Annotated in this window: 21 protein-coding genes and 2 pseudogenes; 7 read left to right on the forward strand and 16 right to left on the reverse strand. The window is 73.1% G+C overall.

Features of this window, described 5'->3' with window-relative positions:
• Position 1: 1 nt before the first annotated feature.
• From cysD to ACIOC0_RS22375, 7 genes are all read right to left on the reverse strand, one after another.
• Positions 2 to 937, reverse strand: coding sequence for a sulfate adenylyltransferase subunit CysD (gene cysD / locus ACIOC0_RS22345; RefSeq protein ID WP_351092309.1), 936 nt, complete (start codon positions 935 to 937; stop codon positions 2 to 4).
• Positions 934 to 1,470 (reverse strand): adenylyl-sulfate kinase, encoded by a 537-nt coding sequence (gene cysC / locus ACIOC0_RS22350; protein ID WP_351092310.1) that lies wholly within the window; start codon positions 1,468 to 1,470, stop codon positions 934 to 936. The genes cysD and cysC overlap by 4 nt, the downstream gene beginning before the upstream one ends.
• Positions 1,471 to 1,493: 23 nt before the next feature.
• Complete coding sequence (locus ACIOC0_RS22355) at positions 1,494 to 2,204, reverse strand: phosphoadenylyl-sulfate reductase (RefSeq protein ID WP_402156987.1); 711 nt, start codon at positions 2,202 to 2,204, stop codon at positions 1,494 to 1,496.
• Positions 2,201 to 2,389, reverse strand: coding sequence for a hypothetical protein (locus ACIOC0_RS22360; protein WP_352247279.1), 189 nt, complete (start codon positions 2,387 to 2,389; stop codon positions 2,201 to 2,203). The genes ACIOC0_RS22355 and ACIOC0_RS22360 overlap by 4 nt, the downstream gene beginning before the upstream one ends.
• Complete coding sequence (locus ACIOC0_RS22365) at positions 2,386 to 4,083, reverse strand: nitrite/sulfite reductase (RefSeq protein ID WP_402156989.1); 1,698 nt, start codon at positions 4,081 to 4,083, stop codon at positions 2,386 to 2,388. The genes ACIOC0_RS22360 and ACIOC0_RS22365 overlap by 4 nt, the downstream gene beginning before the upstream one ends.
• A gap of 124 nt (positions 4,084 to 4,207) precedes the next feature.
• Positions 4,208 to 4,291, reverse strand: coding sequence for a putative leader peptide (locus ACIOC0_RS22370; protein ID WP_351092434.1), 84 nt, complete (start codon positions 4,289 to 4,291; stop codon positions 4,208 to 4,210).
• A gap of 151 nt (positions 4,292 to 4,442) precedes the next feature.
• Positions 4,443 to 5,015, reverse strand: a complete 573-nt coding sequence (locus tag ACIOC0_RS22375; protein WP_402156990.1) for a GNAT family N-acetyltransferase — start codon at positions 5,013 to 5,015, stop codon at positions 4,443 to 4,445.
• Positions 5,016 to 5,133: 118 nt separating this feature from the next.
• On the opposite strand from ACIOC0_RS22375, the pseudogene ACIOC0_RS22380 reads away from it, so the two are divergent.
• A pseudogene (locus tag ACIOC0_RS22380) lies at positions 5,134 to 5,403 on the forward strand (zinc ribbon domain-containing protein); the annotation flags it as partial.
• Between the two features lie 34 nt (positions 5,404 to 5,437).
• On the opposite strand, the gene ACIOC0_RS22385 reads toward ACIOC0_RS22380, so the two are convergent.
• The 3 genes from ACIOC0_RS22385 to ACIOC0_RS22395 all read right to left on the reverse strand — a co-directional run bounded on the left by ACIOC0_RS22385 (position 5,438) and on the right by ACIOC0_RS22395 (position 10,236).
• Entirely contained in the window at positions 5,438 to 6,730 is a 1,293-nt protein-coding gene (locus ACIOC0_RS22385; RefSeq protein ID WP_402156992.1) for a hypothetical protein, read from the reverse strand.
• A 256-nt stretch (positions 6,731 to 6,986) separates the two neighbouring features.
• Positions 6,987 to 8,267 (reverse strand): GAF domain-containing protein, encoded by a 1,281-nt coding sequence (locus ACIOC0_RS22390; RefSeq protein WP_402156993.1) that lies wholly within the window; start codon positions 8,265 to 8,267, stop codon positions 6,987 to 6,989.
• A gap of 313 nt (positions 8,268 to 8,580) precedes the next feature.
• Positions 8,581 to 10,236 (reverse strand): acyl-CoA dehydrogenase family protein, encoded by a 1,656-nt coding sequence (locus ACIOC0_RS22395; RefSeq protein WP_402156994.1) that lies wholly within the window; start codon positions 10,234 to 10,236, stop codon positions 8,581 to 8,583.
• A gap of 108 nt (positions 10,237 to 10,344) precedes the next feature.
• On the opposite strand from ACIOC0_RS22395, the gene ACIOC0_RS22400 reads away from it, so the two are divergent.
• Complete coding sequence (locus tag ACIOC0_RS22400) at positions 10,345 to 11,532, forward strand: YihY/virulence factor BrkB family protein (RefSeq protein ID WP_402156996.1); 1,188 nt, start codon at positions 10,345 to 10,347, stop codon at positions 11,530 to 11,532.
• Positions 11,533 to 11,687: 155 nt separating this feature from the next.
• On the opposite strand, the gene ACIOC0_RS22405 is transcribed toward ACIOC0_RS22400, so the two are convergent.
• Together ACIOC0_RS22405 and ACIOC0_RS22410 are read right to left on the reverse strand one after the other, a co-directional pair.
• Complete coding sequence (locus ACIOC0_RS22405) at positions 11,688 to 12,524, reverse strand: SDR family oxidoreductase (RefSeq protein ID WP_402156997.1); 837 nt, start codon at positions 12,522 to 12,524, stop codon at positions 11,688 to 11,690.
• Positions 12,525 to 12,564: 40 nt separating this feature from the next.
• Positions 12,565 to 13,983: an MFS transporter gene (locus ACIOC0_RS22410; protein ID WP_402156999.1), complete on the reverse strand. Its 1,419-nt coding sequence runs from the start codon at positions 13,981 to 13,983 to the stop codon at positions 12,565 to 12,567.
• 116 nt (positions 13,984 to 14,099) lie between these two features.
• Here ACIOC0_RS22410 and ACIOC0_RS22415 point away from each other — a divergent pair, with 116 nt between their 5' ends.
• Together ACIOC0_RS22415 and ACIOC0_RS22420 are read left to right on the forward strand one after the other, a co-directional pair.
• Positions 14,100 to 14,765: a TetR/AcrR family transcriptional regulator gene (locus ACIOC0_RS22415; RefSeq protein ID WP_402157000.1), complete on the forward strand. Its 666-nt coding sequence runs from the start codon at positions 14,100 to 14,102 to the stop codon at positions 14,763 to 14,765.
• 121 nt (positions 14,766 to 14,886) lie between these two features.
• Positions 14,887 to 15,552 (forward strand): annotated as a pseudogene (locus ACIOC0_RS22420) (helix-turn-helix domain-containing protein); the annotation flags it as partial.
• On the opposite strand, the gene ACIOC0_RS22425 reads toward ACIOC0_RS22420, so the two are convergent.
• Together ACIOC0_RS22425 and ACIOC0_RS22430 are read right to left on the reverse strand one after the other, a co-directional pair.
• Complete coding sequence (locus ACIOC0_RS22425) at positions 15,547 to 15,996, reverse strand: VOC family protein (RefSeq protein WP_402157002.1); 450 nt, start codon at positions 15,994 to 15,996, stop codon at positions 15,547 to 15,549. The pseudogene ACIOC0_RS22420 and the gene ACIOC0_RS22425 overlap by 6 nt on opposite strands.
• Before the next feature lie 84 nt (positions 15,997 to 16,080).
• The gene (locus ACIOC0_RS22430) at positions 16,081 to 17,133 is read right to left on the reverse strand and encodes a LacI family DNA-binding transcriptional regulator (protein ID WP_402157003.1); all 1,053 of its coding nucleotides are present in this window, start codon (positions 17,131 to 17,133) and stop codon (positions 16,081 to 16,083) included.
• A gap of 484 nt (positions 17,134 to 17,617) precedes the next feature.
• Here ACIOC0_RS22430 and ACIOC0_RS22435 point away from each other — a divergent pair, with 484 nt between their 5' ends.
• Positions 17,618 to 18,073, forward strand: coding sequence for a peptidoglycan-binding protein (locus tag ACIOC0_RS22435; protein WP_130437973.1), 456 nt, complete (start codon positions 17,618 to 17,620; stop codon positions 18,071 to 18,073).
• Between the two features lie 173 nt (positions 18,074 to 18,246).
• Here ACIOC0_RS22435 and ACIOC0_RS22440 read toward each other — a convergent pair whose 3' ends face one another.
• The gene (locus tag ACIOC0_RS22440) at positions 18,247 to 19,269 is read right to left on the reverse strand and encodes a hydroxyacid dehydrogenase (protein ID WP_402157005.1); all 1,023 of its coding nucleotides are present in this window, start codon (positions 19,267 to 19,269) and stop codon (positions 18,247 to 18,249) included.
• A gap of 323 nt (positions 19,270 to 19,592) precedes the next feature.
• Between ACIOC0_RS22440 and ACIOC0_RS22445 the strand changes: the two genes are divergently transcribed.
• A complete protein-coding gene (locus ACIOC0_RS22445) occupies positions 19,593 to 21,314 on the forward strand; it encodes a carboxylesterase/lipase family protein (protein ID WP_402157007.1) in 1,722 nt (573 codons plus the stop codon).
• A gap of 522 nt (positions 21,315 to 21,836) precedes the next feature.
• On the opposite strand, the gene mmuM is transcribed toward ACIOC0_RS22445, so the two are convergent.
• Positions 21,837 to 22,781 (reverse strand): homocysteine S-methyltransferase, encoded by a 945-nt coding sequence (mmuM, locus tag ACIOC0_RS22450; RefSeq protein ID WP_402157008.1) that lies wholly within the window; start codon positions 22,779 to 22,781, stop codon positions 21,837 to 21,839.
• Between the two features lie 261 nt (positions 22,782 to 23,042).
• On the opposite strand from mmuM, the gene ACIOC0_RS22455 reads away from it, so the two are divergent.
• Positions 23,043 to 24,176 carry a family 43 glycosylhydrolase gene (locus ACIOC0_RS22455; protein ID WP_402157010.1) on the forward strand — a complete coding sequence of 378 codons (1,134 nt, stop codon included), beginning with the start codon at positions 23,043 to 23,045 and terminating at the stop codon, positions 24,174 to 24,176.
• The last annotated feature ends 1 nt before the right edge of the window (position 24,177 follow it).

The following is a 24,177-nucleotide window of genomic DNA, read 5'->3' on the forward strand; positions in this document are numbered from 1 at the left end:
TCTAGAAGTACCCCTCGCGCTTGCGGTCTTCCATCGCGGCCTCGGACATCTTGTCGTCGGCGCGGGTGGCGCCGCGCTCGGTGAGCCGGGAGGCGGCGATCTCCACGATCACCTTCTCGATGGTGTCGGCCTCGGAGTCCACCGCGCCGGTGCAGGACATGTCACCCACGGTCCGGTAGCGCACGAGCCGCTTCTCGACGGTCTCGCCGTCCTTCGGCCCGCCCCACTCGCCGGCGGTCAGCCACATGCCGCTGCGGGAGAACACCTCGCGCTCGTGCGCGTAGTAGATCTCCGGCAGCTCGATGCCCTCGCGGGCGATGTACTGCCACACGTCCAGCTCGGTCCAGTTGGACAGCGGGAACACCCGGACGTGCTCACCGGGAGCGTGCCGGCCGTTGTACAGGTTCCACAGCTCCGGGCGCTGCCGGCGCGGGTCCCACTGGGAGAACTCGTCGCGCAGGGAGAACACCCGCTCCTTGGCCCGGGCCTTCTCCTCGTCGCGGCGGCCACCGCCGAAGACGGCGTCGAACCTCTCCGCCTGGATCTTCTCGGTCAGCGGCAGCGTCTGCAGCGGGTTGCGGGTGCCGTCCGGACGCTCCTTGAGGACCCCGCGGTCGATGTAGTCCTGCACGGAGGCGACGTGCAGCCGCAGCCCGTGCTTGTCGACCGTGCGGTCGCGGTAGTCGAGGACCTCGGGGAAGTTGTGCCCGGTGTCCACGTGCAGCAGCGAGAACGGCACCGACGCCGGCCGGAACGCCTTCAGCGCCAGGTGCAGCATGACGATGGAGTCCTTGCCGCCGGAGAAGAGGATCACCGGCCGCTCGAACTCGCCCGCCACCTCGCGGAAGATGTGCACCGCCTCGGACTCGAGGGCGTCGAGGTGCGACAGCGCGTACGGGCTGCCGGTCTCCTCGGACACGGTGGCGGCGGTCGTCATGCCAGTCCCCTTTCGCTGAGCAGGGCGTGCACCGACGCCGCGGACTCCTGCACGGTCTGGTTCTGCGACTCGACGCGCAGATCGGGCGACTCGGGCGCCTCGTACGGGTCGTCGACGCCGGTGAGCCCCGTGAGCTCGCCCGCGGCCTGCTTGGCGTACAGGCCCTTCACGTCCCGCTCGCTGCACACCTCGACGGGCGTGGCCACGTGCACCTCGACGTAGGCGGTGCCGTTCGCCTGGTGGCGCTTGCGCACCGCCTCGCGGCTGTCCTGGTAGGGCGCGATGACCGGGACGAGGGCGAGCACGCCGTTGCGGGCGAGCAGCTCGGCGACGAAGCCGATGCGCTGCACGTTGGTGTGCCGGTCCTCGCGGCTGAAGCCGAGTCCCGCGGAGATGAACTCGCGGATCTCGTCGCCGTCGAGCACCTCGACCCGGTGGCCCTCCTCGCGCAGCCGGCCGGCCAGCTCGTGGGCGATCGTGGTCTTGCCGGCGCTCGGCAGACCCGTGAGCCAGACGGTGGCTCCGGTCGTCACGTCACTCTCCTGAATCGTCGTCGTCATCCGTGCAGCCCGCACTCGGTCTTGCCGCGGCCCGCCCAGCGGCCGGCGCGCGCGTCCTCGCCTCCGAGCACCCGGCGGGTGCAGGGGGCGCAGCCGACGGAGGCGTAGCCGTCCGTCAGCAGGGGGTTGGTCAGCACGCCGTGCTCGGCGACGTACGCGTCCACGTCGTCCTGTGTCCAGCGGGCGATGGGGGAGACCTTGACCTTCCGCCGCTTCTCGTCCCAGCCGACCACCGGGGTGTTCGCCCGGGTCGGGGACTCGTCGCGGCGCAGCCCGGTCGCCCACGCCAGGTAGCCCTCGAGACCCTCCTCCAGCGGCTGCACCTTGCGCATCGCGCAGCACAGGTCCGGGTCGCGGTCGTGCAGCTTGGGACCGTACTCGGCGTCCTGCTCGGCGACGGTCAGGCGCGGGGTGAGCGTGATGACGTTGACGTCCATCACGGCGTCGACCGCGTCGCGGGTGCCGATGGTCTCCTCGAAGTGGTAGCCGGTGTCGAGGAAGACCACGTCAACGCCGGGCATGGCCCGGGAGGCGAGGTGGGCGACCACCGCGTCCTCCATCGACGAGGTCACGCAGAAGCGCTTGCCGAACGTCCCGGCCGCCCAGTCAAGGATCTCCAGCGCGGAGGCGTGCTCCAGGTCGCGGCCCGCCTGCTCGGCGAGCGCCTTCAACTCCTCGATGTCCCGCGCGTCCTGAGTGGTCGTCATGTCTGTGCCCCTCCGGAGTCGGATCGCTTCAGTCCCTGGGCCAGCAGCCCGAGGAACCTCAACTGGAAGGCCCGGTTGCACGCCGCGCATTCCCACGCGCCGTGACCGCCTTCCAGGGCCTCGCTCGGACGCAGGTCCTCGTCACCGCAGTAGGGGCAGTAGAACGGGGCGGCGCGCTCGCTCATGTCAGCGACTCCTCGCCGGCGCGGGCCGTCCAGGCGGCGAACCGCTCGCCGTCCTCGCGTTCGGCGAGGAACCGCTTGAGGACGCGCTCGATGTAGTCGGGCAGTTCGTCCGCGGTCACCTTCAGGCCGCGCACCTTGCGGCCGAAGCCGGCTTCCAGGCCGAGCGCGCCGCCCAGGTGCACCTGGTAGCCCTCGACCTGCTCGCCGCTCTCGTCGAGGACCAGCTGTCCCTTGAGACCGATGTCCGCGACCTGGATGCGGGCGCAGGCGTTGGGGCAGCCGTTGAGGTTGATGGTGAGCGGCTCGTCGAACTCCGGCAGTCGGCGCTCCAGTTCGTCGATCAGCTGGGATCCGCGCTGCTTGGTCTCGACGATGGCGAGCTTGCAGAACTCGATGCCGGTGCAGGCCATGGTGCCGCGCCGGAACGACGACGGCCGGGCGGTGAGGTCCAGCGCCTCCAGGCCCTCGACGAGCGAGTCGACCTGGCCCTCCTCGACGTCGAGGACGATCATCTTCTGCTCGACGGTGGTGCGCACCCGGCCCGAGCCGTGCGCCTCCGCCAGGTCGGCGATCTTGGTGAGGGTGGCGCCGTCGACGCGACCGACCCGCGGGGCGAAACCGACGTAGAACCGGCCGTCCTTCTGCCGGTGCACGCCGATGTGGTCACGCCACTGCTGGGACGGCTGCTCGGGGGCCGGGCCGTCGGACAGCTTGCGGCCGAGGTACTCGTCCTCCAGCACCTGCCGGAACTTCTCCGCGCCCCAGTCGGCGACCAGGAACTTCAGCCGGGCGCGGGTGCGCAGCCGGCGGTAGCCGTAGTCACGGAAGATCGAGATGACGCCCTCGTAGACGTCCGGGACGTCGTCGATCGACACCCAGGCGCCCAGGCGTACGCCCAGCTTGGGGTTGGTGGACAGACCGCCGCCGACCCACACGTCGAAGCCCGGGCCGTGCTCGGGGTGCTCGACGCCGACGAACGCGACGTCGTTGATCTCATGCACCACGTCGAGCAGCGGCGAGCCCGAGATGGCCGTCTTGAACTTGCGGGGCAGGTTCGAGTACGCCTTGTTGTTCAGGACCCGGCGCTTCATCTCCTCCAGCGCGGGCGTGGCGTCGATGATCTCGTCCTCGGCGATGCCGGCGACCGGCGAGCCGATCATCACGCGCGGGGTGTCGCCGCAGGCCGTGACCGTGGACAGGCCGACGCCCTCGAGGCGCTCCCAGATCGCGGGCACGTCCTCGATCCGGATCCAGTGGTACTGGACGTTCTGCCGGTCAGTGATGTCGGCGGTGCCGCGAGCGAACTCCTGCGACACCTCGCCGATGACGCGCAGCTGACGTGTGGTCAGCGCTCCGCCGTCGATGCGGACGCGCAGCATGAAGTACTCGTCGTCCAGCTCCTCCGGCTCCAGGACGGCCGTCTTGCCGCCGTCGATGCCGGGCTTGCGCTGGGTGTACAGACCCCACCAGCGCATGCGTCCGCGCAGGTCGTTGGGGTCGATGGAGTCGAAGCCGCGCTTGGAGTAGATCGTCTCAATGCGTGTCCGTACGTTGAGACCGTCGTCGTCCTTCTTGAACTGTTCGTTGCCGTTGAGCGGGGTGTGATGACCCACGGCCCACTGACCCTCGCCGCGGTGACGGCTCACCTTGCGGCGGGGCGCTGAGGCGGCAGGGTTCTGTGGGGTGGCGGCCATGGTGATGAGTCCTTCGGGACAGGCGGAAGCGGCTCTGAGCTGCGCTGATGGGCGCACGGGGAAGTGCGCGTCGTTGCGCGGAGCGGAGAACTGGAGACGGGGGGATGTCGGGGGAGTCGCGGGCTCAGCTCACGCGACAGATGGCGCTGGACATGCGGCCGAGGTCGACGTGCCGCCGACTCACCAAGGCAATTCCAGTTCCAGACATGACGGAAGCGTGTCACGGCGATCTGGACACAGTCCAGCTTCGTCCGTCATGCGGACACCCTGGTCCCGAACAGTGAGACAAGGGTGGTGTCGGTCACATGTGGCGCACGGCGGCTTGTCCGCGACCGCGGGCCGGGCTATGAGGGCCGGCGTCAGACGGGGAACGCGCCCGGCCACGGACCCGGAGCCGCCACCTCCCGCTCCTCCTCCACCTTGGTGTCGAACAGCCTGAACCCGCGCCGCAGGTAGTTGTCCATCGCGTGCGGACCGTCCTTGCTGCACGTGTGCAGCCACACCCGCTTCGTCGGCGGCAGCCCCGGCCGGCGCTCTGCGAGGTCCCAGGCGCGGGCGGTGCCGTAGGACAGCAGGTGCCCGCCGATCCGCCGGCCCCGGAAGGCCGGGATCAGACCGAAGTAGACGATCTCGACCGCGCCCTCGTCCTGCGGCTCCAGCTCCACGTACCCGGCCGGCGTGCCCCGCTCGTAGGCGACCCACGTCTCCACGCCCGGCCGGTCCAGGTGCTCCTGCCACCGCGCGTGGCTCCAGCCGAGCCGGTCCGTCCAGCGGATGTCACCGCCGACCGACGCGTACAGGAAACGGCTGAACTCGGGCGAGGGCACCTCGGAGCGGACGATCCGCACGTCGCCGTCGGGCGCGGCGGCCGGCAGGAGATCACTCGGCGAGGTCTGCTCCAGGGACCAGGTGGTCACGGGGATGAGGCTCATGCCCGTCAGGGAATCATCTACCTCTGGTCTTGTGTAGTGCTCCCCCCTCCACGGGGGAGGTGAAGCGCGTCTCGATACTGCTCTGACCTCGGCTTGAGGCATAAGTCTGCACCTGACCTCGGCCCGCCAGGGCGGTGCCCTGCACAAGGCGCCCGCCCCCGGCACCTCCCTGCGCTGCTCAGCCTGCGGCGTCACCACACCGGGCAGCCGGGAGAACCAGGCCAGGTTCGTGTGCAAGAACCCCGACTGCGGCTGGTCCGGCAACGCCGACTGGAACGCGGCCCGGAACGTCTTGCACCTGTACCGGATGGGCCAGGCGCTCATCCCGGCTGCCGGGAGGGCAGTCGTCAGGCGTCCCCGGGGCGTCAAGCCCGCCACCGCAAGGTAGGCAGGAATCTCCCTCGTTCACGAGGAAGAGCACTTCAATCCGCTGATCTGTCGATGGAAGCCAGCGGCAGGGAGAACAGCGTGCGGCCCGACTGCGCCCACACCTCGCCGGACTCCGCCCCGTAGGAGAGCGACTCGGTCAGCGGGCTCCAGCAGGCACGCGAATCGTCGGCCCCGCAGCGCGCGGCCCGCGCGCCCTCGGCGTCCTGCCGCCACAGCGTCCCGTGCCCGCCGTCCTCGCCCGCGGCGCGCGTCAGATACCACGCGCCGTGGTACGCCAGCACCCCGCGCACCCCGGTCAGCTTCGACCGGTACGCCTGCGTCGCCCGGACGTGCCCGGCGCCGTCCCCGTGGAGGAGGCCGGCGCGGCCGGGACCCCGGTCGAGGGCGTAGCGCCACAGCCGGGCGCCCGTGTCCGAGCCGTCCAGCGTCCACTCGCCGGCCACCAGCGTGTCCGGCGTGGTGCTGCGGTCGAGGGAGACGGTGGCGGGGTGCGGGGCGCCCGCGCCGCCGGCCGTCCGGTACGCGGCCACGGCCGGAAGGACGTACCGGGCGCCGTGCGCCGACCAGCCGCCGGGCACCCGCCCGACCGCCTCACCGGCGACGCCGGCGCGGTGGATGCGGTTCATGTCGTAGACGTAGAGCGCCGCGCCGTCCCCTTCGTCGGCGGTGACCAGCAGCTTGTTCTGGTACCAGACCATGCCGGAGACATGCGAGACGAGCCCGCGGAAGTCCCGTCCGTTGTCGACCGGGACGGCCAGCAGCGCCCACGTGTACCGCATGCGGTCCAGGTCGCCGGCGTCGACCAGCGCGATCCGGGCCAGCCCCCGCTCGGCTGTCGGGCCGGCGCTGCGCGACCAGCCCGACAGCACCACCCGGTGCGCACCCCACAGGCCGTCGTCGTCGGCGTCCGCGGACGTGGTGACCGCGCCCGGCTGCCAGCCCCGGGTGTCGTCGGTGCCCCAGCAGTAGGCGCGCGCCGCCGCCGGGGAGACGGGCAGCTCCGCCCGCTCGGCGGGCGTGCAGTCGACCGAGTCGCGCAGCACGCCCTCGGCGCCGCCCAGCACGGTGCCGACCCCGACCGGCGGGCCCAGTTCGGCGGAGAGCCGGTCGAGCGCGGCTTGCGGCACCGGCTCCTCCGTCAGCCGCAGCGCGTCGGTGTCGGCGGCCGCCGTGAGCGGCTTCAACGCCCCGGGACTGCCGGTGACCGTGGCCTGGGAGGCGCTGATCATGGTGGCGGCGGCGGTGAGCGCGAGAGCGGTTCCCGCCAGGAACGCCCGCGCCGCTCTTCCCCGCCTGCGCCGGCGATGTCGGCCGCGTTGCTTCATTCGTCCTCCCGAGGCGGGCCAACTGCTCCGCACGATCCGTACGTTGAGCGAGGAACAGGTGGGGTGACCCGTAGGGGAGCCTACGACAGAGCGCCCCCGCCCGGCAGGAAGACTTCACAATGCGGGAAAGACGCAGCGACATAAGTCGATTCAGGGCGCGGAACGATCGACCTCGGACCCGCGCCGAACCACTGGTCGCGCGGGGGCCACCCCTGGCACTCCGCCGAACCACCGCTCGCACCAGGGCCGGTGACGTTCACGGCACGGAAGCCGTCCGGGCCCCGGCCACCGCGGGCGCCGTCGAATGCGGCAGCAGCCTCCCCGGGTCCTCCGGCAGCAGCACATCCACCTCCACCTCGTCGCCGTAGCGGTAGGGCCGGTGCTCCAGCAGAGCGCCCAGATAGCGCCGCACCCGCGACATCTCCGCCCGCACCGTCACCCTGCGCCCCCGGTCCCCGAACACGTCCTCGGCCAGGTCCGCGGCGCTGCGCCCGCCCCGGTGCGCCGCCAGCAGATACAGCAACTCGGCGTGCCGCGGCGTCAGTTCCCGGGACCAGACGCCCTCCGGGCCGCTCACCGTCACCGACCAGCGGCCCGCCCGCGACACGTCCAGCACGATCCGGGTGGCGGCCCGCGCCGGCGGTTCGGCCGCCCCGTCCGCCGACCGCACCAACCAGCCCCCCGCCAGCGGCTCCACCGAGCACCACCCGAGCACCGGCAGCCATCGCCGCCCCGGCGAGGGCGACTTGGGCAACACGATCCGGCTCACGTACGGCATCCCCGTCACGGCCGCCGTCCAGCCGTCCCCGTCGACCACCGCAGCCCGCCCGCCCGACCGGGCCAGCACCGGCGCAGCCGTCGCGCGCAGCCGCTCCAGCGACCGCAGATGGGACTCCCGCAGCGAGGCCTCCGCCAGCTTCGCCACCGCGCCCACCCAGGCGAGCGTCGCCGGATGCATCGTCTCCAACGGCCCGCTGACGTCGACCACTCCGAGCAGCCGGCCGTCCCGCGGATCGGTGATCGGGGCGCCCGCGCACGTCCACGCCGTGTGCGACCGCACGAAGTGCTCGCCCGCGAACACCTGCACGGGCCGCCGGACCACCGCCGGCGTGCCCACGCCGTTGGTGCCGACGACGTCCTCCCGCCAGTCCGCGCCCACTTCCAGACCCACGCGGTCGGCCTTGCGCAGCACCGGGGAGCAGCCCTCCCGCCACAGCACCCGGCCCTCGCCGTCCGACACGACCATGATGTGCCGGGCCACGTCCGCCGCCGACAGCAAGCCCTCGCGCAGCACCGGCAGCACCTCCCGCAACGGCGACGCCTCACGCCGTCGGCGCACCTCCTCCGCGCTCAACAGCCCTGCTCCCGAACCGGCTTCCGGATCGACCCCACTGCGCAGCACCCGCTGCCAGGACTGCTCGATCACGGGCCGGGGCGCCACCGGCGACCGCCGGCCGGCGAGCCGGGCGTCGCGCACCTCGCTGAGCACCCGCGCCGCCCGCGCGGCGTCGACCGCCGCGAGCCGCGGCACGTTCATCGGCGACATCGCCACTGGGCCTCCCCGAGAGCACACGGGCGCCGAACGTCTTCCCCGTCCGTCCTGCCGGACCTCCCATACTGCCCCTCCGCCGGGGACGGAGGGGCACACTCCGTCCACTGGGACGAATGCGTTGCAACCCCCTGCAACCCTGGCCGACCGCCATCGGGTGCCCCGAGACTTGTGGCACGCCGTCCCGAGCGGCGCTCCTGGCCTCGCAGGGCCATCGCCGCGGGGGTGGTGCCGTGTCGGCGCGGCACCACCCCCGCCCGCGGCGGACGCCACGCCCGGCCTCCCCGGACGGGGCGCCGGCTCAGGCCACAGGCCGGGCCCGCTCCACGATCGCCCCCAGATCCAGCGTGTGCGGCAGCGTCCCGAAGGCCCCGCCCGCGTCGCCGCCCAGCCGCGAGGCGCAGAACGCGTCCGCCACCTCGGGCGGCGCGAACCGCACCAGCAGTGACCCCTGCAGCACCAGCGCGAACCGCTCGGTCAGCCGTCGCGCCCGCGCCTCGGCGCCGTCCAGATCGGCCAGGTCCGTCAACAGGGCCTTGATCGCCGCGTCCAGCCGGTGGTCGGCGCCCCGGGCCAGCCCCACCTCCCGCAGATACGCGTTCAGCGCCTCCGGCTCCCGCCTGAGCGCCCGCAGCACGTCCAGCGCCTGCACATTGCCCGCGCCTTCCCAGATCGAGTTCAGCGGCGACTCCCGCACCAGCCGCGGCATCCCCGACTCCTCCACGTACCCGTTGCCGCCCAGGCACTCCGCGGCCTCCACCACCACCGGCGCACACCGCTTGGCCACCCAGTACTTCGCCGCCGGAACCGCGATCCGCAGCAGCGCCCGCTCCTGCTCGCCGCCGTCGTCGTACGCCGCCGCGAGCCGCAGCCCGAGCGTCGTCGCCGCCTCCGACTCCAGCGCCAGATCGGCCAGGACGTTGCGCATCAGCGGTTTGTCGAGCAACGCGCCGCCGAACGCCTCCCGGTGGGCGCAGTGGTGCGTCGCCTGCGCCACGGCCGCCCGCATCAGCCCCGCCGAGGCCAGCACGCAGTCCAGCCGGGTCGCGGCCACCATCCCGATGATGGTCCGCACACCCCGGCCCTCCTCGCCCACCCGGCGCGCCCACGTCCCGTCGAACTCGACCTCGGCGGAGGCGTTCGACCGGTTGCCGAGCTTGTCCTTCAGACGCTGGATGCGGAAGACGTTACGGCTGCCGTCCTCCAGCACCCTCGGCACGAGGAAGCAGGTCAGCCCCCCCTCCCCGGCCTCCGGCGCACCGGACGCCCGCGCCAGCACCAGGAAACCGTCCGACATCGGGGCCGAGCAGAACCACTTGTGCCCCGTCAGCTCGTACGCCCCGTCCTCGGCGAGCGGCCGTGCGGACGTCGTGTTCGCCCGGACGTCGCTGCCGCCCTGCTTCTCCGTCATTGCCATCCCGACCAGCGCGCCCGCCTTCGAACGCGCCGGCCGCAGCTCACGCTCGTAGATCGTCGACGTCAGCAGGGGCTCCCACTCGGCGGCCAGGCCGGGATCGGCGCGCAGGGCGGGCACGGCCGCATGGGTCATCGACAGCGGGCAGCAGTTGCCCGCCTCCACCTGCGTCCACACCACGAAGGCGGCGGCCCGCCGCACATGCCCGCCCGGCCGCGCCCACGCCGACGTCAGATGCGCGCCGACGCCCTTGCCGAGCAGCCGGTGCCAGGCCGGATGGAAGTCGACCTCGTCGATCCGGCGGCCGTAGCGGTCGTGGGTGCGCAGCACCGGAGGGTTGCCGTCGGCCTGGGCCGCCCACTCGTGCAGCTGCGCCGACCCGGCCGCGCGGCCCAGCGAGGACAGCTCGCCGCGGGCCTCGTCGAGCAGCCCCGGGTGGAGATGGCGTTCCACGGCCGCGACCAGGGCCTGATCGGTGGCGTAGACGTCGTGGCCCAGCAGGGGCGGGGGCTGGTTGGTCACGGTGTGCGTGCTGCCTGCCATACCGCGAAACGTACCCACCGCCCCGCAGGTCATGACCGCCCAACACGCACGGCGTGAGCGGGCCCACCGGAGATGAGTGGAGCCTCGTACGGCGGATACCTTTAGGGCGTGCAGCCAGCCAGTCAGCCCCCCGAGCACCCCGAGCGCCCCGACGACCACGCGGCCCTCGCCGGGCGTCTCCACCGAGCCCGCGCCCTCTACCGGAACGTCTCCAAGCGCAGGACCGCCTGGCTGCTTCTGAAGGACACCGTCAACTCCTGCATCGAGTACCGCATTCTCGGCCTGGCCGCCGAGGCCGCCTTCTTCACCCTGCTGTCCGTGCCGCCGCTGCTGCTCAGCCTCATCGGCCTCCTCGGCTACGTGGACGACTGGACCGGCACGGACACCATCAGCAGCCTGGAGGCCAACCTCCTCGACGCCTCCCGCACCGTCCTGTCCGACAAGGGCGTCGCCGAGATCGCGCAGCCCATCCTCGACGACGTGATGAAGGGGGGCCGGCCCGACGTCATCTCGATAGGGTTCCTGTTCGCCCTGTGGTCAGGGTCGCGCGCGGTGAACGTCTTCATCGACACCATCACCGTCATGTACGGCCTCGACGGGGTGCGCGGCATCGTCAAGACCCGGCTGGTGGCGTTCCTGCTGTTCATCGCCGCCCTGCTGATCGGCTCCGTCGCGCTGCCGCTGATGGTGGCCGGTCCCGACGCCGTCGTACGGATCGTGCCCTGGTCGACGACGGTCGTCCAGGTGCTGTACTGGCCCGTCGTTATCGTCCTGTCGATCGCCTTCCTCACCACGCTCTACCACGTCTCCGTGCCGGTGCGCTCCCCGTGGATCGAGGACGTCCCCGGCGCGCTGGTCGCCCTGGCGATGTGGGTGCTCGGCAGTTTCCTGCTCCGCATCTATCTGCAGAGCACCATCGAGGGCGCCACCATCTACGGCTCCCTCGCGGCCGCCGTCGCCGTCCTGCTGTGGATCGGCGTGTCCGCCTTCGCCGTCCTCGTCGGGGCGGCCGTGAACGCCGCGATCGACCGCGTCTGGCCCGCCGCCGCGACCGCCGCCGCGCGGGCCGCCGCCGAGCGGCAGCGCGAGGAGGAGGCCGCCGAGTACGTCGCCCGCCTGACCGCGGCCCGCCAGTACGACGACCCCGACGACCCCGACATGCCCTCCGAGTTCCCCGAACGCTGGTCCCGCTTCCTCCCCCCGGAGGACGTCACGGGCCGCCTGCGAGCGCATGCGAAGACCTCCCACAAGAACACCGCCCCGGGCGACGAGGAGCCCCCGCCCCCCGAGAAGTGATTCCAGGCGGTCACCGCGGGCCTGCTGCTGACCTCGTCCTGCGGCTGGCGGCTGCACGACCTGATGGTCGCCCTCGGCACCCTCGCGCACTGGTCGGCCTCCTGGGCGCGGTGGGCGGCGGTCCGGCTCCCGCATCCGCCGGACCGGGTGACGTGTCAGTGGTCGGTGAAGTCGCCGGCGTGGTCCTCGGCCCAGGTGGTGAAGGTGCGGGGCGGGTGGCCGGTGAGTTCTTCGACCGTGCGGGTGAGGGGGAGGGGCTTGTCGTTGGATTCCCACCACTTCAGCAGGGCGTCGGCGAAGGCGGCGGGGATGTACTCGGCCGACTCCCGCTTCCACGCCTCGGGGGTGACGTGGTCGATCGGGACGGGGCGGCCGGTTACGGCGGCGAGCTGTTCGACCTGCTGGGCGAAGCTCAGCGATTCGGGACCGGTGAGGGTGAACCGGCCGCCGTGGTGGCGGGGGTCGGTGATGACGGCGTGGGCGGCTTCGGCGACGTCCTTCTCGTGGATGGGGTCGGTGTGGGCGTCGGGGAAGGGCAGGCTGAGGGGCCGTCCGGCCTTGACGGCCCAGGCCCAGCCGCCGGCGTTGGAGGCGAAGGAACCCGGCCGCAGGATCGTGGTGGTGATCGGCGAGGCGAGCAGCGCGCGCTCCACGTCGAGGTGTGACTTGGCGAGCGGATCCCTCTCGGGGTCGGGGCTGAGCACAGCCGAGGAGGACAGCAGCACTATGTGGGTGACTCCGGCTCCTCGAGCGTGGTCGATGAAGTCGCTGACGCGCTCGGGGCTGGCGTAGAGGAACACGGTGGTGACGCCCGCCAGGGCGGCGGCGAAGGTGTCCGGGGCGGTGAGGTCGAGACGGACCGCCTCCACACCGTCGGGTGGGGAAAGCGTCTCGGGGGCGGCGGAGCCGACCCGGACGGCCAGGCCGTCGCGGTGGAGCAGGGAGGTCAGATGGGTGGCGACCGCGCCGCGGCCTCCGGTGACGAGAATCATGAGTGGGCTCTTTCCGAGTGTGTTCCGGGTGTGGTGCGGGTCAGTGGTGCTGGGGCTGCGCGGTGCGGGGGAGCAGGCGGACCAGGCAGCAGCAGCCGAGGGTGATGCCGGCCACGACCAGGAGGCTGCGGGTCATCGCGTGGGCGGGGCCGGGGGTGTGGAGGTAGACGGTGGTGACGGCGGCGGCGCCGAGAGCGTTGGCGAGCTGCTGCACCGCGGTCAGGGACCCCGCGCCGGATCCCGCTTCGGCCGGGGTGACGTCCCCGAGGGTGATGTCGTAGACGGTGCCGAAGCAGGTGCCCATGCCGAGCCCGGTCACCAGGGTGGCGGCGATGATCGAGGCCGGGCCGGTCGCGGTGCCGGATGTGTGGACGGCGGCCCACAGTCCCGCGGTGCCGGCCAGCGTCGTGAGCAGGCCGATCAGGACGAGGGTGCGGCCGAGGCGGCCGATGAGCCGGTAGCAGGCGATCGAGGCGATGACGATTCCGGCGGCCATGGGAGTGCTGCCCGTGAGGGCGGTCCGCAGGGGCGAGTAGCCCAGGCCCCCCTGGAGGAACAGGGAGACGACGTAGAGCAGCCCGGCGACGGCCGCGAAGAAGGCGACGCCCAGGACGAGGCCGCAGACGAAGCCCCGGTTGCGGAAGAGCGAGGGCTGGATCAACGGATGGGGGGCGGTGGCCTGGCGGCGGGTCAGGAGGGCGAAGAAGACCGCCGCGGCGCCGAGTGCGGCCCACGACACGGCGCGCCAGTCGTGGGCGGGGCCGTCGATCAGCCCGTAGAGCAGGGTGGCCATCGCTCCGGCCAGCAGCAAGGCGCCCGGGGCGTCGATCACCGTGCCGCGTTCGCCGGTGTCCCGGGGCAGCAGGCGGTGGGCGGCCAGCAGGGCGGCGCCGCCGAGCACGATGTTGATCAGGAACATGGAGCGCCAGCCGAGCCCCAAGGGGTCGGTGTCGATGAGGGTGGCGGCCAGGATCGGGCCGCCCACCGCCGACAGTCCGAGGACGGGACCGAAGGCGCTGAACGCCTTGCCTATCTGGTCGCGGGGGAAGACGGCGCCGAGGATGCCGAAGCCCTGCGGGATCAGCAGGGCGCCGAAGGCTCCCTGGACGAGGCGGGCGGCGATCAGCGTCTGGGGACCGACGGCCAGTCCGCAGGCCACCGAGGCCGCGGTGAACCCGGCAAGACCCGTCAGGAAGACGCGACGCCTTCCGTACTTGTCGCCGAGCCGGCCGCCGACGACCAGAAGGACGCCGAGGGCGAGTGCGTAGGAGGCGCCCAGCCACTGGACGAGGGACGGTCCGCCCTTCAGTGAGGCGGTGATGCTCGGCGCGGCGAGGTTGGTGATCGTGGCGTCGATCAGGTCCAGGACCTCGGCTGCCAGGATCACGGCGAGGACGGCCCAGCGCCGCGCGGGGGAGAGGGCCCCGGCCTGGCTGGGCGGGGCGAGGGTGCTGGTCATGGGGTGCTTTCCGAGAGTGGTGCGAACGTTGTTCGTCACGAACATTGTTCGTCGGACCCTAGGGAACGAACGGTGTTCGTGTCAAACGGTGTTCGTCGCCCGGCTAGGCTTGCCCCATGAGGACGCAGCCGATCAGCCGCCGCGCGCGGCCCACCAAGGCCCCCCTCAGCCGCGACGCCGTCGTGCGCACCGGCCTGGAGATCCTCGACCGCGACGGCCTGGACGCCCTGACCATGCGCAGCGTCGCCAAGGCGCTCGACACCGGCCCGGCCTCGCTGTACGTCTACGTCGCCAACCGCGACGACCTCATGGCCGCCATGCTCGACGAAGCCCTCGCATCCGTCGCGGCGGCCGAGGAGGGCACCTGGCGTGAACGGCTGCGCGCCCTGGCCACCGCCGCCATCGCGGCGATGAGCCGGCACGAGGGCCTGGCCGGCGTCGCCCTCGGAGCCATCCCCACCGGACCGAACTCCCTGCTCGTCCTGGACCGCATGCTCGCCCTGCTCAAGCAGGGCGGCCTCGACGACACCGCCGCCGCCTGGGCCGTCGACCTCCTGTGGCTCCACATCGCCGCGGCCGCCGTCGAGCAGAACAACCACGACACCAAGGGGTCCGACGAAGAGACCACCGTCAGCGCGGCGGACCGCCGCTACGCCGCCCTGCCCGCCGACCGCTACCCGATGCTCACCTCCATGAGGCAGGCGCTCTTCTCCCCGGGCGACCGCGACACCTGGGCCCTCGACGTCCTGATCAACGGCATCCTCCAGACGCCCCCGAACTGACAGCGGGGCAGGGAGCCCGCACGCTCCCCCGGCCCGGGCCGACTCTCCGGCGAACTCCGAGAAGTGGGTGTGAGTGGCGGCCCGCCACGCGTCCCATCCGCCCCGCGCGTAGCCTGGGCCTGTGTACCAGGAACGGCCCTCCCGGCTGGCCGGCGCGGTGGTGTGGACCAACAGTCCGGCGGGCGCCGGGGCTCACCCGGTGCTGCCCGACGGCTGCATGGATTTGCTGTGGAACGAGGGGCGGTTGCTGGTGGCCGGCCCCGACACGCGGGCTCACCTCCCCGACGGACCGCCCGCCTCCTGGTCCGGCCTGCGCTTCTTCCCGGGTGCCGCGCCCGCCCTGCTGGGCGTGCCTGCGCACGAACTGCGCGACCGGCGTGTGGACTTGGCCGAGCTGTGGCCGGCGGGCGAGGTGCGACGCCTGTGCGCCCGGGTCGAGGCCGCGCCGCATCCGGCGACGGCTCTGGAGGAACTCGCGCTGCACCGGGCCGCCCCGCCCGACCGGGAGCTGCGCCGCCTCGTGACCGCCCTTGCCGAAGGCCGTCCGGTCGCCGCCACCGCCGGTGAACTCGGCTGGAGCGCACGGCAGTTGCACCGTCGCTCGCTGACCGCCTTCGGGTACGGCCCGAAGACCCTGGCCCGGATCCTGCGCCTGCAGCGCGCTCTCGCCCTGGCCCGACGGGGAGTGCCGTACGCGGACACGGCGTCCCGCGCCGGGTACGCCGACCAGGCCCATCTCGCGCGTGACGTCCGGGAGTTGAGCGGTATGACGCTGACCGACCTACTCCTGCGCCAGCGGGGCGAACAGGTCGACACCGTTTCCGTCGGGGTCGTGCACGATGGCGTACCGCTGCCCCCACACCGCGTCCCACGGCTTGACCCCGCCCGTGTACCCCGCGCCGACCAGCTCCTCGTACACGGAGTCCACCTCGGCCGGTCCGTCGCACCGTAGCGCCAGCGAGTGCCGGCCCTCGCCGACGGGGGGCCGCCAGTCCGGTCGGAAGGACCGGACGACGGCCTCGGTGTCGAGCATCAGCCGCAGCCCGCCCGGCAGTCGGGCCTCGACGTGCGGCTCCTGCTCGGCCCCCTCCGGGAAGGCGAACCCGAGCCTGCGGTAGAAGGCGAGAGAGGCGGCCATGTCGGAGACGACCAGGCCGACGGCATCGAATCGTGGAGTCATGCGCCCACCGTAGGCGGCCGAGCGCGGCCCGGTCTTGAAGGAAACGGACATCGGCGGGGAGGGGCGGGACGGCGGGAATCCGGGCGCAGGGGATGCACCCCGGCGAGTCGCAGGGGATGCGCCCGGAGAGCGGTCTCACCCCGTCCGCACGCGTGGCGCGGCCGTGCTCGACCGTTCCACCAGCCGTGTCGACAGCTCCGTCCGCGTTCCCTCCGGGCGGTCTCCGTCCATCATCCGCACCAGGAGCCGTAACGCCGTCGCGGCCATCTCCGCGAGGGGCTGGCGGACGGTGGTCAGCGCCGGGGTGGTCCAGCGGGACTCGGGCAGGTCGTCGAAACCGACCACGCTGATGTCGTCCGGGACTTTCAACCGCCGTTCGGACAGCACCTCGTAGACGCCGAGGGCCTGCCGGTCGGAACAGGTGAAGACGGCCGTCGGCGGCGCGGGCAGGTCGAGGAGGTCGCGCATGTGGCGGCGGGCGACCGTCTCCTCGAAGCCGCCGTGACGAACGTACTCGGGACGGTGGCCGACCCCCGCCGACGCCAGCGCGGAGCGGTAACCGGCGATCCGGGCGCTGCTGCTCATCCTGCGGCGCGGCCCGGCGATCACCGCGATCCGCTCGTGCCCGAGGGCCAGCAGGTGTTCGGTCGCCGTCACACCGCCCTGCCAGTTGGCCGCGCCCACCGACACCACGTCCGACGGTGGCTCCACCACCGGGTCGATCATCACGAACGGGATGCGGTGCTGCTCCAGCCAGGCGTACTGCGCCTGCGTCAACTCGGCCAGGTTGAACAGGACTCCGGCCGACCCCCGGGCGGTGAGCTTGTCCAGCCAGCCGCGCTGCGGGCGGCCCGCCCTCGTGCGGGACAGCGCCGCCGAGACGACCACGTCCAGGCCCGCGTCATGGGCCGCCTCCTCCACCCCGTGCAGCACCGCGCCCGAGGAGGAGCTGTCCAGCGAGTGCACGACGAGGTCGACCAGCCGGGGCGGTTTCGCCGCGTCGAAACGCGGTCTGCGTACGTAGCCCAGCCGGTCCAGCGCCTCCGTGACCCGGCGGCGGGTCTCGGGGGCCACGTCCTCGCGGCCGTTGACCACCTTGGAGGCCGTCGGCACGGACACCCCCGCCTCGCGGGCCACGACCGCCAGGGTCGGCCCGGCCGTCACGCTCGCACTGCCCGTGCGGACCATCGGGAACCACCTCTCCGGCCCCGCCCGAGGGCCAGCGAAAGTTCGACCACCGTCCTTTCGGAGCCGACCCCCACGGCTCGCAGAAAGCGCTTGCTATCCTAGGTGTGCCTCAGCGCGGCGGGAAGACGCCGGTCCTCTCCTCGCGCACCACGGCCGACGGCCCACTGGCCAATGGCCGATTCTGATGACGCGCCCGGCACGGGGGAGCCGGTAGCTTCTGCCGCGTGCCGGTCCGGCGCGGGCAGTTCCGCCCGCGGGCACGGCGCCACCACGGTCGCGGAGTCGCACGCAGGCGACTGCCCGTCATGCACGGGGCGTTGTGCGTCGAGCATCGCGCGCCGCTCACGAAGTGCCGTCCTTCCAGGCGCACTTCTCGAAGCGTTCCGCAGGGCGACGGCGACCGCGGGAGCCCACCACGACACCGGTCACGACGAGCGCGTCAGCCAACGTCAAGCGCCACCCTACGAATCGAAGAGGGAAACGCATGCGACTTCTGACCAGGACCATCGTCACTCTCACCGCCGCCGCGGGTCTCGCGGCCGGGAGTCTCACCGGGGCGAGCGCCGGGTTCGCGGCCACCGCGCCGGCCGCGCACCCCGCGGCGACCTCCCGGACCGCGGTTCCGCTCGCGACGGTCAACCTGGGACTGAACGCCACCCAGGCGGGCTACGTCCAGTGCTGGCTCAAGGCGAACTGGGGCTACACCGGGCGTATAGACGGCGAGTTGGGCACCAACAGCTGGAAGGCGTTCCAGCGCAACCTCAGGACCCACTGGGGCTACACCGGCGCCATCGACGGCGAAGTCGGCGGCGGCACGGTGAGCGCGCTCCAGCGTCTGCTGCGGAACTGGGGTTACACCGGCGCGATCGACGGGATCGCCGGATCGGGAACCCAGGCCGCGTTCAAGCAGTTCGCCGGCGGCTGCGCCGGTTGGTGCTGAGGCAGGCCCCGGGAGGCGGGCGCCGAGAGCCGCGGGCCGGGGTGATCCGGCCTCGGCTCCGGCGGGGGGTGTTCCGGATGCGGCTCCGGCGGAGGTGTTCCGGCCCCGGCTCCGGCCGCCCTCCGCCGCTCGGGCAGCCGTGTCTCAGGGACCGTACCGGCGTCGTGACCGGTTCACGCCACGCGGGCCAGGTCGGTGTGCCGGACCTGGTGGGCCAGGGGCCGGCCCGCCGCGACCCGCTCCATCTCCTCGACGACGACGAGGCCGAGCCGCTCCAGCTCGTTGCCGAGGGAGCCCGCGATGTGCGGGGTGAGGAAGACGTTGGGCAGCCGGTAGAGGGGGGAGTCGGCGGGCGGCGGCTCGGGTTCGGTGACGTCGAGGATCGCGTGCAGCCGGCCGGAGACCAGCTCCTCGGTGAGCGCCGTGTGGTCGATCAGGCCCCCGCGTGAGGTGTTGATCAGCATGCCGCCGTCACGGATGAGGGCGAGCCGCTCCCGGTCGAGCATGTGACGGGTCTCGGGGATGTCGGGCGCGTGCAGGCTGACGATGTCGCTGTCCCGCAGCAGGTCCTCCAGCGGGAGCGGCCGCGCGCCCAGTGCGGCGGCCTCGGCGGCGTCGACGTAGGGGTCGTACAGCAGGATCTCGAAGTCGTACGGCCGCAGGAGTTCGAGCAGACGGCGGCCCACGCGGGACGCCCCGATCAGGCCGACGCGCCGGCCCAGGTTGCCGGTCGCGGCCGTCTCGGCGGGCCTGGGGTGGGTCCGGGTGATCCGGAAACGCTCCCGGTGCGCGAAGGCGTCCTTCCCGGCCAGCAGGATCATCGCCAGCGTGTACTCGGCCACGGGCACGGCGTTGGCGGTGACCGCGCTGGAGACGGTCACGCCCTGACTCCACAGCGCGTCCCCGACCAGGGGCCGCACGGAGCCGGCGGCGTGCAGCACGGTACGCAGGCCGGGCGCCGCCGTGAGCGCCTCCGCGTCGAGGCGGGGGCAGCCCCAGCCGGTGATGAGGACCTCGGCGTCCGCCAGTGCCGCGGCCGCGGCGGGGTCGGTGAGGTCCCGCATGTCCCGCACCACGAACCCCGGGTCGATGTCGGCGGTCCGCCGCAGCCGGGCGAGGAGCTGTGCGGGGAACAGCAGGGGGAGGTGCACCGGATCCATGGCGAACACGGCCCTGGGCAGCTGGGCGCTGGGCATGACTCTCCTGAGGTGCCTGGGAAGCGCTTTCTGACAGCGTGATCCACGGTAGGTGCGGCCCGGAGTGAGGTCAATCGGCCCGAGCGGGCGTGCGCGACGGCGGGTCGCAGGGTTTCAGCGCCCCCGCGTACGCCGAACAGCCCTGTGGAAGGCCCGTGCACCGGAACACCGGGCGCGGCTGTGGTGCTCTGGTGGTACCGGCGGCGTCGGTCACCCGGCATCGCGCTGCGGTCACCGGCCGCCGCGCGTCGGTCACCCGGCCGCCGCCCGCCGGTGCACGAGCGCGGCGCAGGGCCGCGGGGGCCTGGAGGGCTGGTGGGCAGATGACGGCAGGCAGGAAGAACCCCGTGGCCGAGGACCGGCCCGGTCCCGTGGTCCGCACCCCCTACGGGGCTGTCCGCGGACGCCACGAGTCAGGGGTCTGCGTGTTCAAGGGCATCCCCTACGCCGCGCCCCCCGTCGGGCCCCGCCGGTTCCGGCCGCCCGTGCCGCCCGAGCCCTGGGACGGCGTGCGGGACGCGGGCGACTTCGGGCCGACGGCGCCCAAACCGCCGTACTCCGAGGCGTTCGCCCGGTACCTGTCCGACCCGGTCGTGCCCGGCGACGGATGCCTCAACCTCAACGTCTGGACCCCCGCGCCGGGCGCGGCCGCGCGGCTGCCGGTGCTCGTGTGGCTGCACGGCGGCGGGCTGACCAGAGGGACCTCGGCCGCGCCGGTCTACGACGGACGTCATTTCGCCCGAGACGGAATCGTCTTCGTCTCGGTCAACTACCGGCTGGGCGTGGAGGGTTACGGCCTGTTCCCCGACGCGCCGGCCAACCCGGGCCTGCGCGACCAGCTCGCCGCCCTGCGCTGGGTCCATGAGTCGATCGGGTCCTTCGGCGGCGACCCGGCGCGGGTCACCCTGGCCGGGCAGTCGGCCGGGGCGATCAGCGTCGGCGCCCTGATCGCCGCCCCGCAGGCCCAGGGGCTGTTCCGGCGCGCCGTCCTGCAGAGCGGGCCGCCGGAAGCCCTCCCGCGGGACAAGGTGCGGCGCATGGTCCGCCGGATGGCGAACCGGCTGCGCGTCCCCGCCACGGCCGAGGCGTTCGCCGCCGTCGACCGCGAGGTGCTGCTGCGCGCCCAGGCCGAGACCGGCAGGCTGAGCAGCCCCGTCCTCGGCGGACCCGCCTTCGGCATCGTCGTCGACGGCGACCTCGTCCCGCGCGATCCCCTCCAGGCCCTCGTCGACGGCGACGCCGCCCGCGACGCCGACCTGCTCATGGGCTGGACGAGCGACGAGTACCGGCTCTGGCTGGTCCCCGGCGGCCTGCTGGACCGCATCGACCGGCTGGGCGCCGTCGGGCTGGCCGGCGCCATGGCCCGCTGCCACTGCGGTCCCGAGGTTCCGCGCGGCTACCGGGCGCTGCATCCGGAGGCCGGCACCGCTGAGATCGTCGGCCAGATGATCACCGACCACCTGCTGCGCCGGCCGCTGCAGCGCCTGGCCGACACCCGGCCCGGCTCCGCGTACGTGTACGAGTTCGCCTGGCCGTCGGGGCAACCGCGGCTCGGCGCCTGCCACGCCCTGGAGCTGGGCTTCGTCTTCGACACCGGGGACATGCCCGAGGCCGTCAAGCTGGCCGGCGAGGGCGCGCCGCGTGAGCTGGCCGAGGCCATGCACGGGGCGTGGGTGCGGTTCGTGACGACCGGCGACCCCGGCTGGGAGGCATGGGGGCCCACGCACCCGGTGCGCGTGTTCGGTGACGGTGGCGGGGCGGGCGCGCACACCGCGCACGGGCCGCGCGACCGCGACCTCGCACTGTGGGGGAGGGGCACTGGAACCCCCACCGAGGGATTCCTTCCCGGCGACATCACCGCGCCCGGAGAGGCGGGACTGCTCGGCGGTGCCGACGGCATCCCGGTCTTCGACGAGGCCACGGCCCCCGAAGCACCCCGACCTGACGCCTCGCCGGACACGAAGACCGCCCGCCCCCCGCGGACGGCCGAACTCCGCTCGGCAGTCCGCCGACTGCGCCGCACCGGAGGCTCACGCCGTCGCTGAGACCGCCGTCGCCGGCGGGCGCACGTCGCCGCCGCGGGCGCGCGTTCCCCCGGTCGTCGGAGGGCGCGCGTTCCGCTGTCGTGCGCAGGCGCCTTCCGGTCGCGGGAGCGCCCTCTGCCGTGGCGGGCGCGCGTTCCCCCTGTCGTCGGCAGCTGCCTTGTCGCGGGCGCGCACTCCGGTGTCGTAGGCGGGCGCACTCCGCTGTCGAGGGTGCGCGTTCCGCTGTCGTCGGGCGGGCCCCCTTCCACCGTCGCGGGCGCGCACCCCGCTGTCACGGGCACGCATCCGCCGCTATCGGAAGGGACCCTCCGCCTTCACCGGCACGAGCCCTCGCCCGCAGGAGCGGGTCTACCCACCCACGTCCGGGAGCGGCGCCTTACCGCCCCGCGAGCGCACACTCCGCTTTCAGCCGCAGGCACCCGCGCCCGCAGGAGCGACCCCACCCACCGCGCCTCCGGGGGCGGCGCGCTCACCGTCCCGCGAGTGCACCTTCAGGCCTCCGCCGCCCGGCCGGGGTCACCGTCAGCGTGCGCCCTCCCGCAGGGCCCCGGCGATCGACGTGATCGCTTCCGGGCCGACGCGGCAGCAGCCGCCGATCAGGCGGGCGCCCGACTCCCGCCAGTTCCGCACCTGTTCGGGGGCGAAGGTGGAGCTGCCGTTCCAGGCGCGGGCGTCGGCGTCCCAGGCCTCGCCGCTGTTGGGGTAGACGACGACCGGCTTCCCCGTGACCCGCGCCGCGGTCGCCACGGCGGACTCGACGTCCTCGGGGGCGCAGCAGTTCACGCCGACCGCGATCACCTCGTCGGCGTCGGCGGCCAGGGCGAACGCCTCCTCCAGCGGCTGACCGGCCCGCGTGCGGTCGCCGGCGACGCTGTACGACAGCCAGGCCGGCACCCCGAGTCCGCGCACCGCCCGCAGCAGCGCCTCCGCCTCCTCGGCGTCGGGCACCGTCTCCAGCGCCAGCACGTCGGGCGCGGCAGCCGCCAGCACCTCGACGCGGGGCCGGTGGAAGCGTTCCAGTTCCTCTACCGTGAGCCCGTAGCGGCCGCGGTACTCGGAGCCGTCCGCGAGCATCGCCCCGTAGGGGCCGACCGACGCCGCCACCCACAGCGGATGCGTGACCCCCTTGTCCCGGGCCCGCAGGGCCGCGTCCCGGGCCAGTTCCACGCTCAGCGCGAGCAGCCGGGCTCCTTGCGCGCGGTCGATGCCGCGCTTCGCGAAGCCCTCGAAGGTGGCCTGGTAGCTGGAGGTGATCGCCACGTTCGCGCCCGCCTCGAAGTAGGCGAGGTGTGCGTCGGCGATCGCCTCCGGCCGCTCGGCGAGCAGCCGAGCCGACCACAGCTCGTCGCTCAGATCGTGCCCGGCGGACTCCAGCTGGTTGGACATGCCTCCGTCGAGGACGACGGCGCCGGCGGCGAGCGCCCCGGCGAGCGGCGGGGCGGACGGGGAGGAGGTGTCGCTGGTCATGCCCCGACGCTAGTCGACGCCACCGGAGAGGGCCGGAATCGTCCACTCCGTGAACGCGCGGTCCGGCATGCGAAAGCCCCGGCCCCGGGACGGCCCCTGGGGCCACGCCCGGCGGAGGTCCGTCACGCACGACCCGTTGACCGCGCCGTGGCCCGCCCTTACCTTTTCGGCGTTCGGGATGGCAGATCTTGTGCGAAATGCCGAACGATTCTGTGTCTTTTTGTTCCCCCCACCGGCAGAACCCGCAGAAAGGCAGTCCGCATGAGCCGCGAAGACGCCCTGCCCGACCCCGCCCTGCCCGGCCCCGCGCCCCGGCATCCCTCCCCGGCCGAACCCCCCAGCCGACGGCTGCTGTTGAAGGGCGCCCTGGCCGCGGGCGCCCTCACGGGCCTGTCCGCCACCGCCGCCCGCGCGGCCGGTTCGCCGGCCTGCCCGGGCGCGACCGTCCCCTACGACAACCCGCTCGTCCGCAACCGCGCCGACCCGCACATCCACCGGCACACCGACGGCTCCTACTACTTCACCGCCACCGCGCCCGAGTACGACCGCATCATCCTGCGCAGATCCCGCACCCTGCGGGGCCTCGGCTCGGCCGCCGAAGCCGTCGTCTGGCGCAAGCACGCGAGCGGCGCCATGGGCGCCCACATCTGGGCGCCGGAGATCCACCACATCGACGGCAAGTGGTACATCTACTTCGCCTCCGCGCCCGCCGAGGACATCTGGGCGATCCGCATCTGGGTGCTGGAGAACAGCCACCGCGACCCCTTCAAGGGCGTCTGGGTGGAGCGCGGACAGCTGAAGACCGCCTGGGAGACGTTCTCGCTCGACGCCACCACCTTCACCCACCGCGGCACCCGCTACCTCGCCTGGGCGCAGCACGAGCCGGACATGGGCAACAACACCGCGATCTGGCTGTCGGAGATGGCCGGTCCGGTGACCTTGACGGGACCTCAGGTGCGCCTCAGCACGCCGGAGTTCGACTGGGAGTGCATCGGCTACAAGGTCAACGAAGGGCCGTCGGTGATCAAGCGCAACGGCCGGCTGTTCATGTCCTATTCGGCGAGCGCGACCGACTTCAACTACTGCATGGGTCTGCTCACCGTCGACGCGGACGCCGACCTCATGGACCCCGCGAACTGGTCGAAGTCCCCGACGCCGGTCTTCACCAGCAACGACACCACCCGGCAGTACGGGCCCGGGCACAACAGCTTCACGGTCGCCGAGGACGGCCGCACCGACGTCCTCGTCTACCACGCCCGCCAGTACAAGGAGATCGTCGGCGACCCGCTGAACGACCCCAACCGGCACACCCGCGTCCAGCGCCTGGGCTGGAAGCCGGACGGCACCCCCGACTTCGGCGTCCCCGTCGCCGACTCCGCGAAGGGAGCCTCGTGAG

This window comes from Streptomyces sp. NPDC088254, from assembly GCF_044740925.1.
Classification (GTDB): Bacteria; Actinomycetota; Actinomycetes; order Streptomycetales; family Streptomycetaceae; genus Streptomyces.

Bases quoted from the DNA above. Each gene is read 5' to 3' on its own strand.
- cysD (WP_351092309.1), bottom strand. From the start codon at position 937: ATGACGACCGCCGCCACCGTGTCCGAGGAGACCGGCAGCCCGTACGCG.
- ACIOC0_RS22355 (WP_402156987.1), bottom strand. From the start codon at position 2,204: ATGACGACCACTCAGGACGCGCGGGACATCGAGGAGTTGAAGGCGCTC.
- ACIOC0_RS22360 (WP_352247279.1), bottom strand. From the start codon at position 2,389: ATGAGCGAGCGCGCCGCCCCGTTCTACTGCCCCTACTGCGGTGACGAG.
- ACIOC0_RS22365 (WP_402156989.1), bottom strand. From the start codon at position 4,083: ATGGCCGCCACCCCACAGAACCCTGCCGCCTCAGCGCCCCGCCGCAAG.
- ACIOC0_RS22370 (WP_351092434.1), bottom strand. From the start codon at position 4,291: ATGTCTGGAACTGGAATTGCCTTGGTGAGTCGGCGGCACGTCGACCTC.
- ACIOC0_RS22375 (WP_402156990.1), bottom strand. From the start codon at position 5,015: ATGAGCCTCATCCCCGTGACCACCTGGTCCCTGGAGCAGACCTCGCCG.
- ACIOC0_RS22385 (WP_402156992.1), bottom strand. From the start codon at position 6,730: ATGAAGCAACGCGGCCGACATCGCCGGCGCAGGCGGGGAAGAGCGGCG.
- ACIOC0_RS22390 (WP_402156993.1), bottom strand. From the start codon at position 8,267: ATGAACGTGCCGCGGCTCGCGGCGGTCGACGCCGCGCGGGCGGCGCGG.
- ACIOC0_RS22395 (WP_402156994.1), bottom strand. From the start codon at position 10,236: ATGGCAGGCAGCACGCACACCGTGACCAACCAGCCCCCGCCCCTGCTG.
- ACIOC0_RS22405 (WP_402156997.1), bottom strand. From the start codon at position 12,524: ATGATTCTCGTCACCGGAGGCCGCGGCGCGGTCGCCACCCATCTGACC.
- ACIOC0_RS22410 (WP_402156999.1), bottom strand. From the start codon at position 13,983: ATGACCAGCACCCTCGCCCCGCCCAGCCAGGCCGGGGCCCTCTCCCCC.
- ACIOC0_RS22415 (WP_402157000.1), top strand. From the start codon at position 14,100: ATGAGGACGCAGCCGATCAGCCGCCGCGCGCGGCCCACCAAGGCCCCC.
- ACIOC0_RS22425 (WP_402157002.1), bottom strand. From the start codon at position 15,996: ATGTCCGTTTCCTTCAAGACCGGGCCGCGCTCGGCCGCCTACGGTGGG.
- ACIOC0_RS22430 (WP_402157003.1), bottom strand. From the start codon at position 17,133: ATGGTCCGCACGGGCAGTGCGAGCGTGACGGCCGGGCCGACCCTGGCG.
- ACIOC0_RS22435 (WP_130437973.1), top strand. From the start codon at position 17,618: ATGCGACTTCTGACCAGGACCATCGTCACTCTCACCGCCGCCGCGGGT.
- ACIOC0_RS22440 (WP_402157005.1), bottom strand. From the start codon at position 19,269: ATGCCCAGCGCCCAGCTGCCCAGGGCCGTGTTCGCCATGGATCCGGTG.
- ACIOC0_RS22445 (WP_402157007.1), top strand. From the start codon at position 19,593: ATGACGGCAGGCAGGAAGAACCCCGTGGCCGAGGACCGGCCCGGTCCC.
- mmuM (WP_402157008.1), bottom strand. From the start codon at position 22,781: ATGACCAGCGACACCTCCTCCCCGTCCGCCCCGCCGCTCGCCGGGGCG.
- ACIOC0_RS22455 (WP_402157010.1), top strand. From the start codon at position 23,043: ATGAGCCGCGAAGACGCCCTGCCCGACCCCGCCCTGCCCGGCCCCGCG.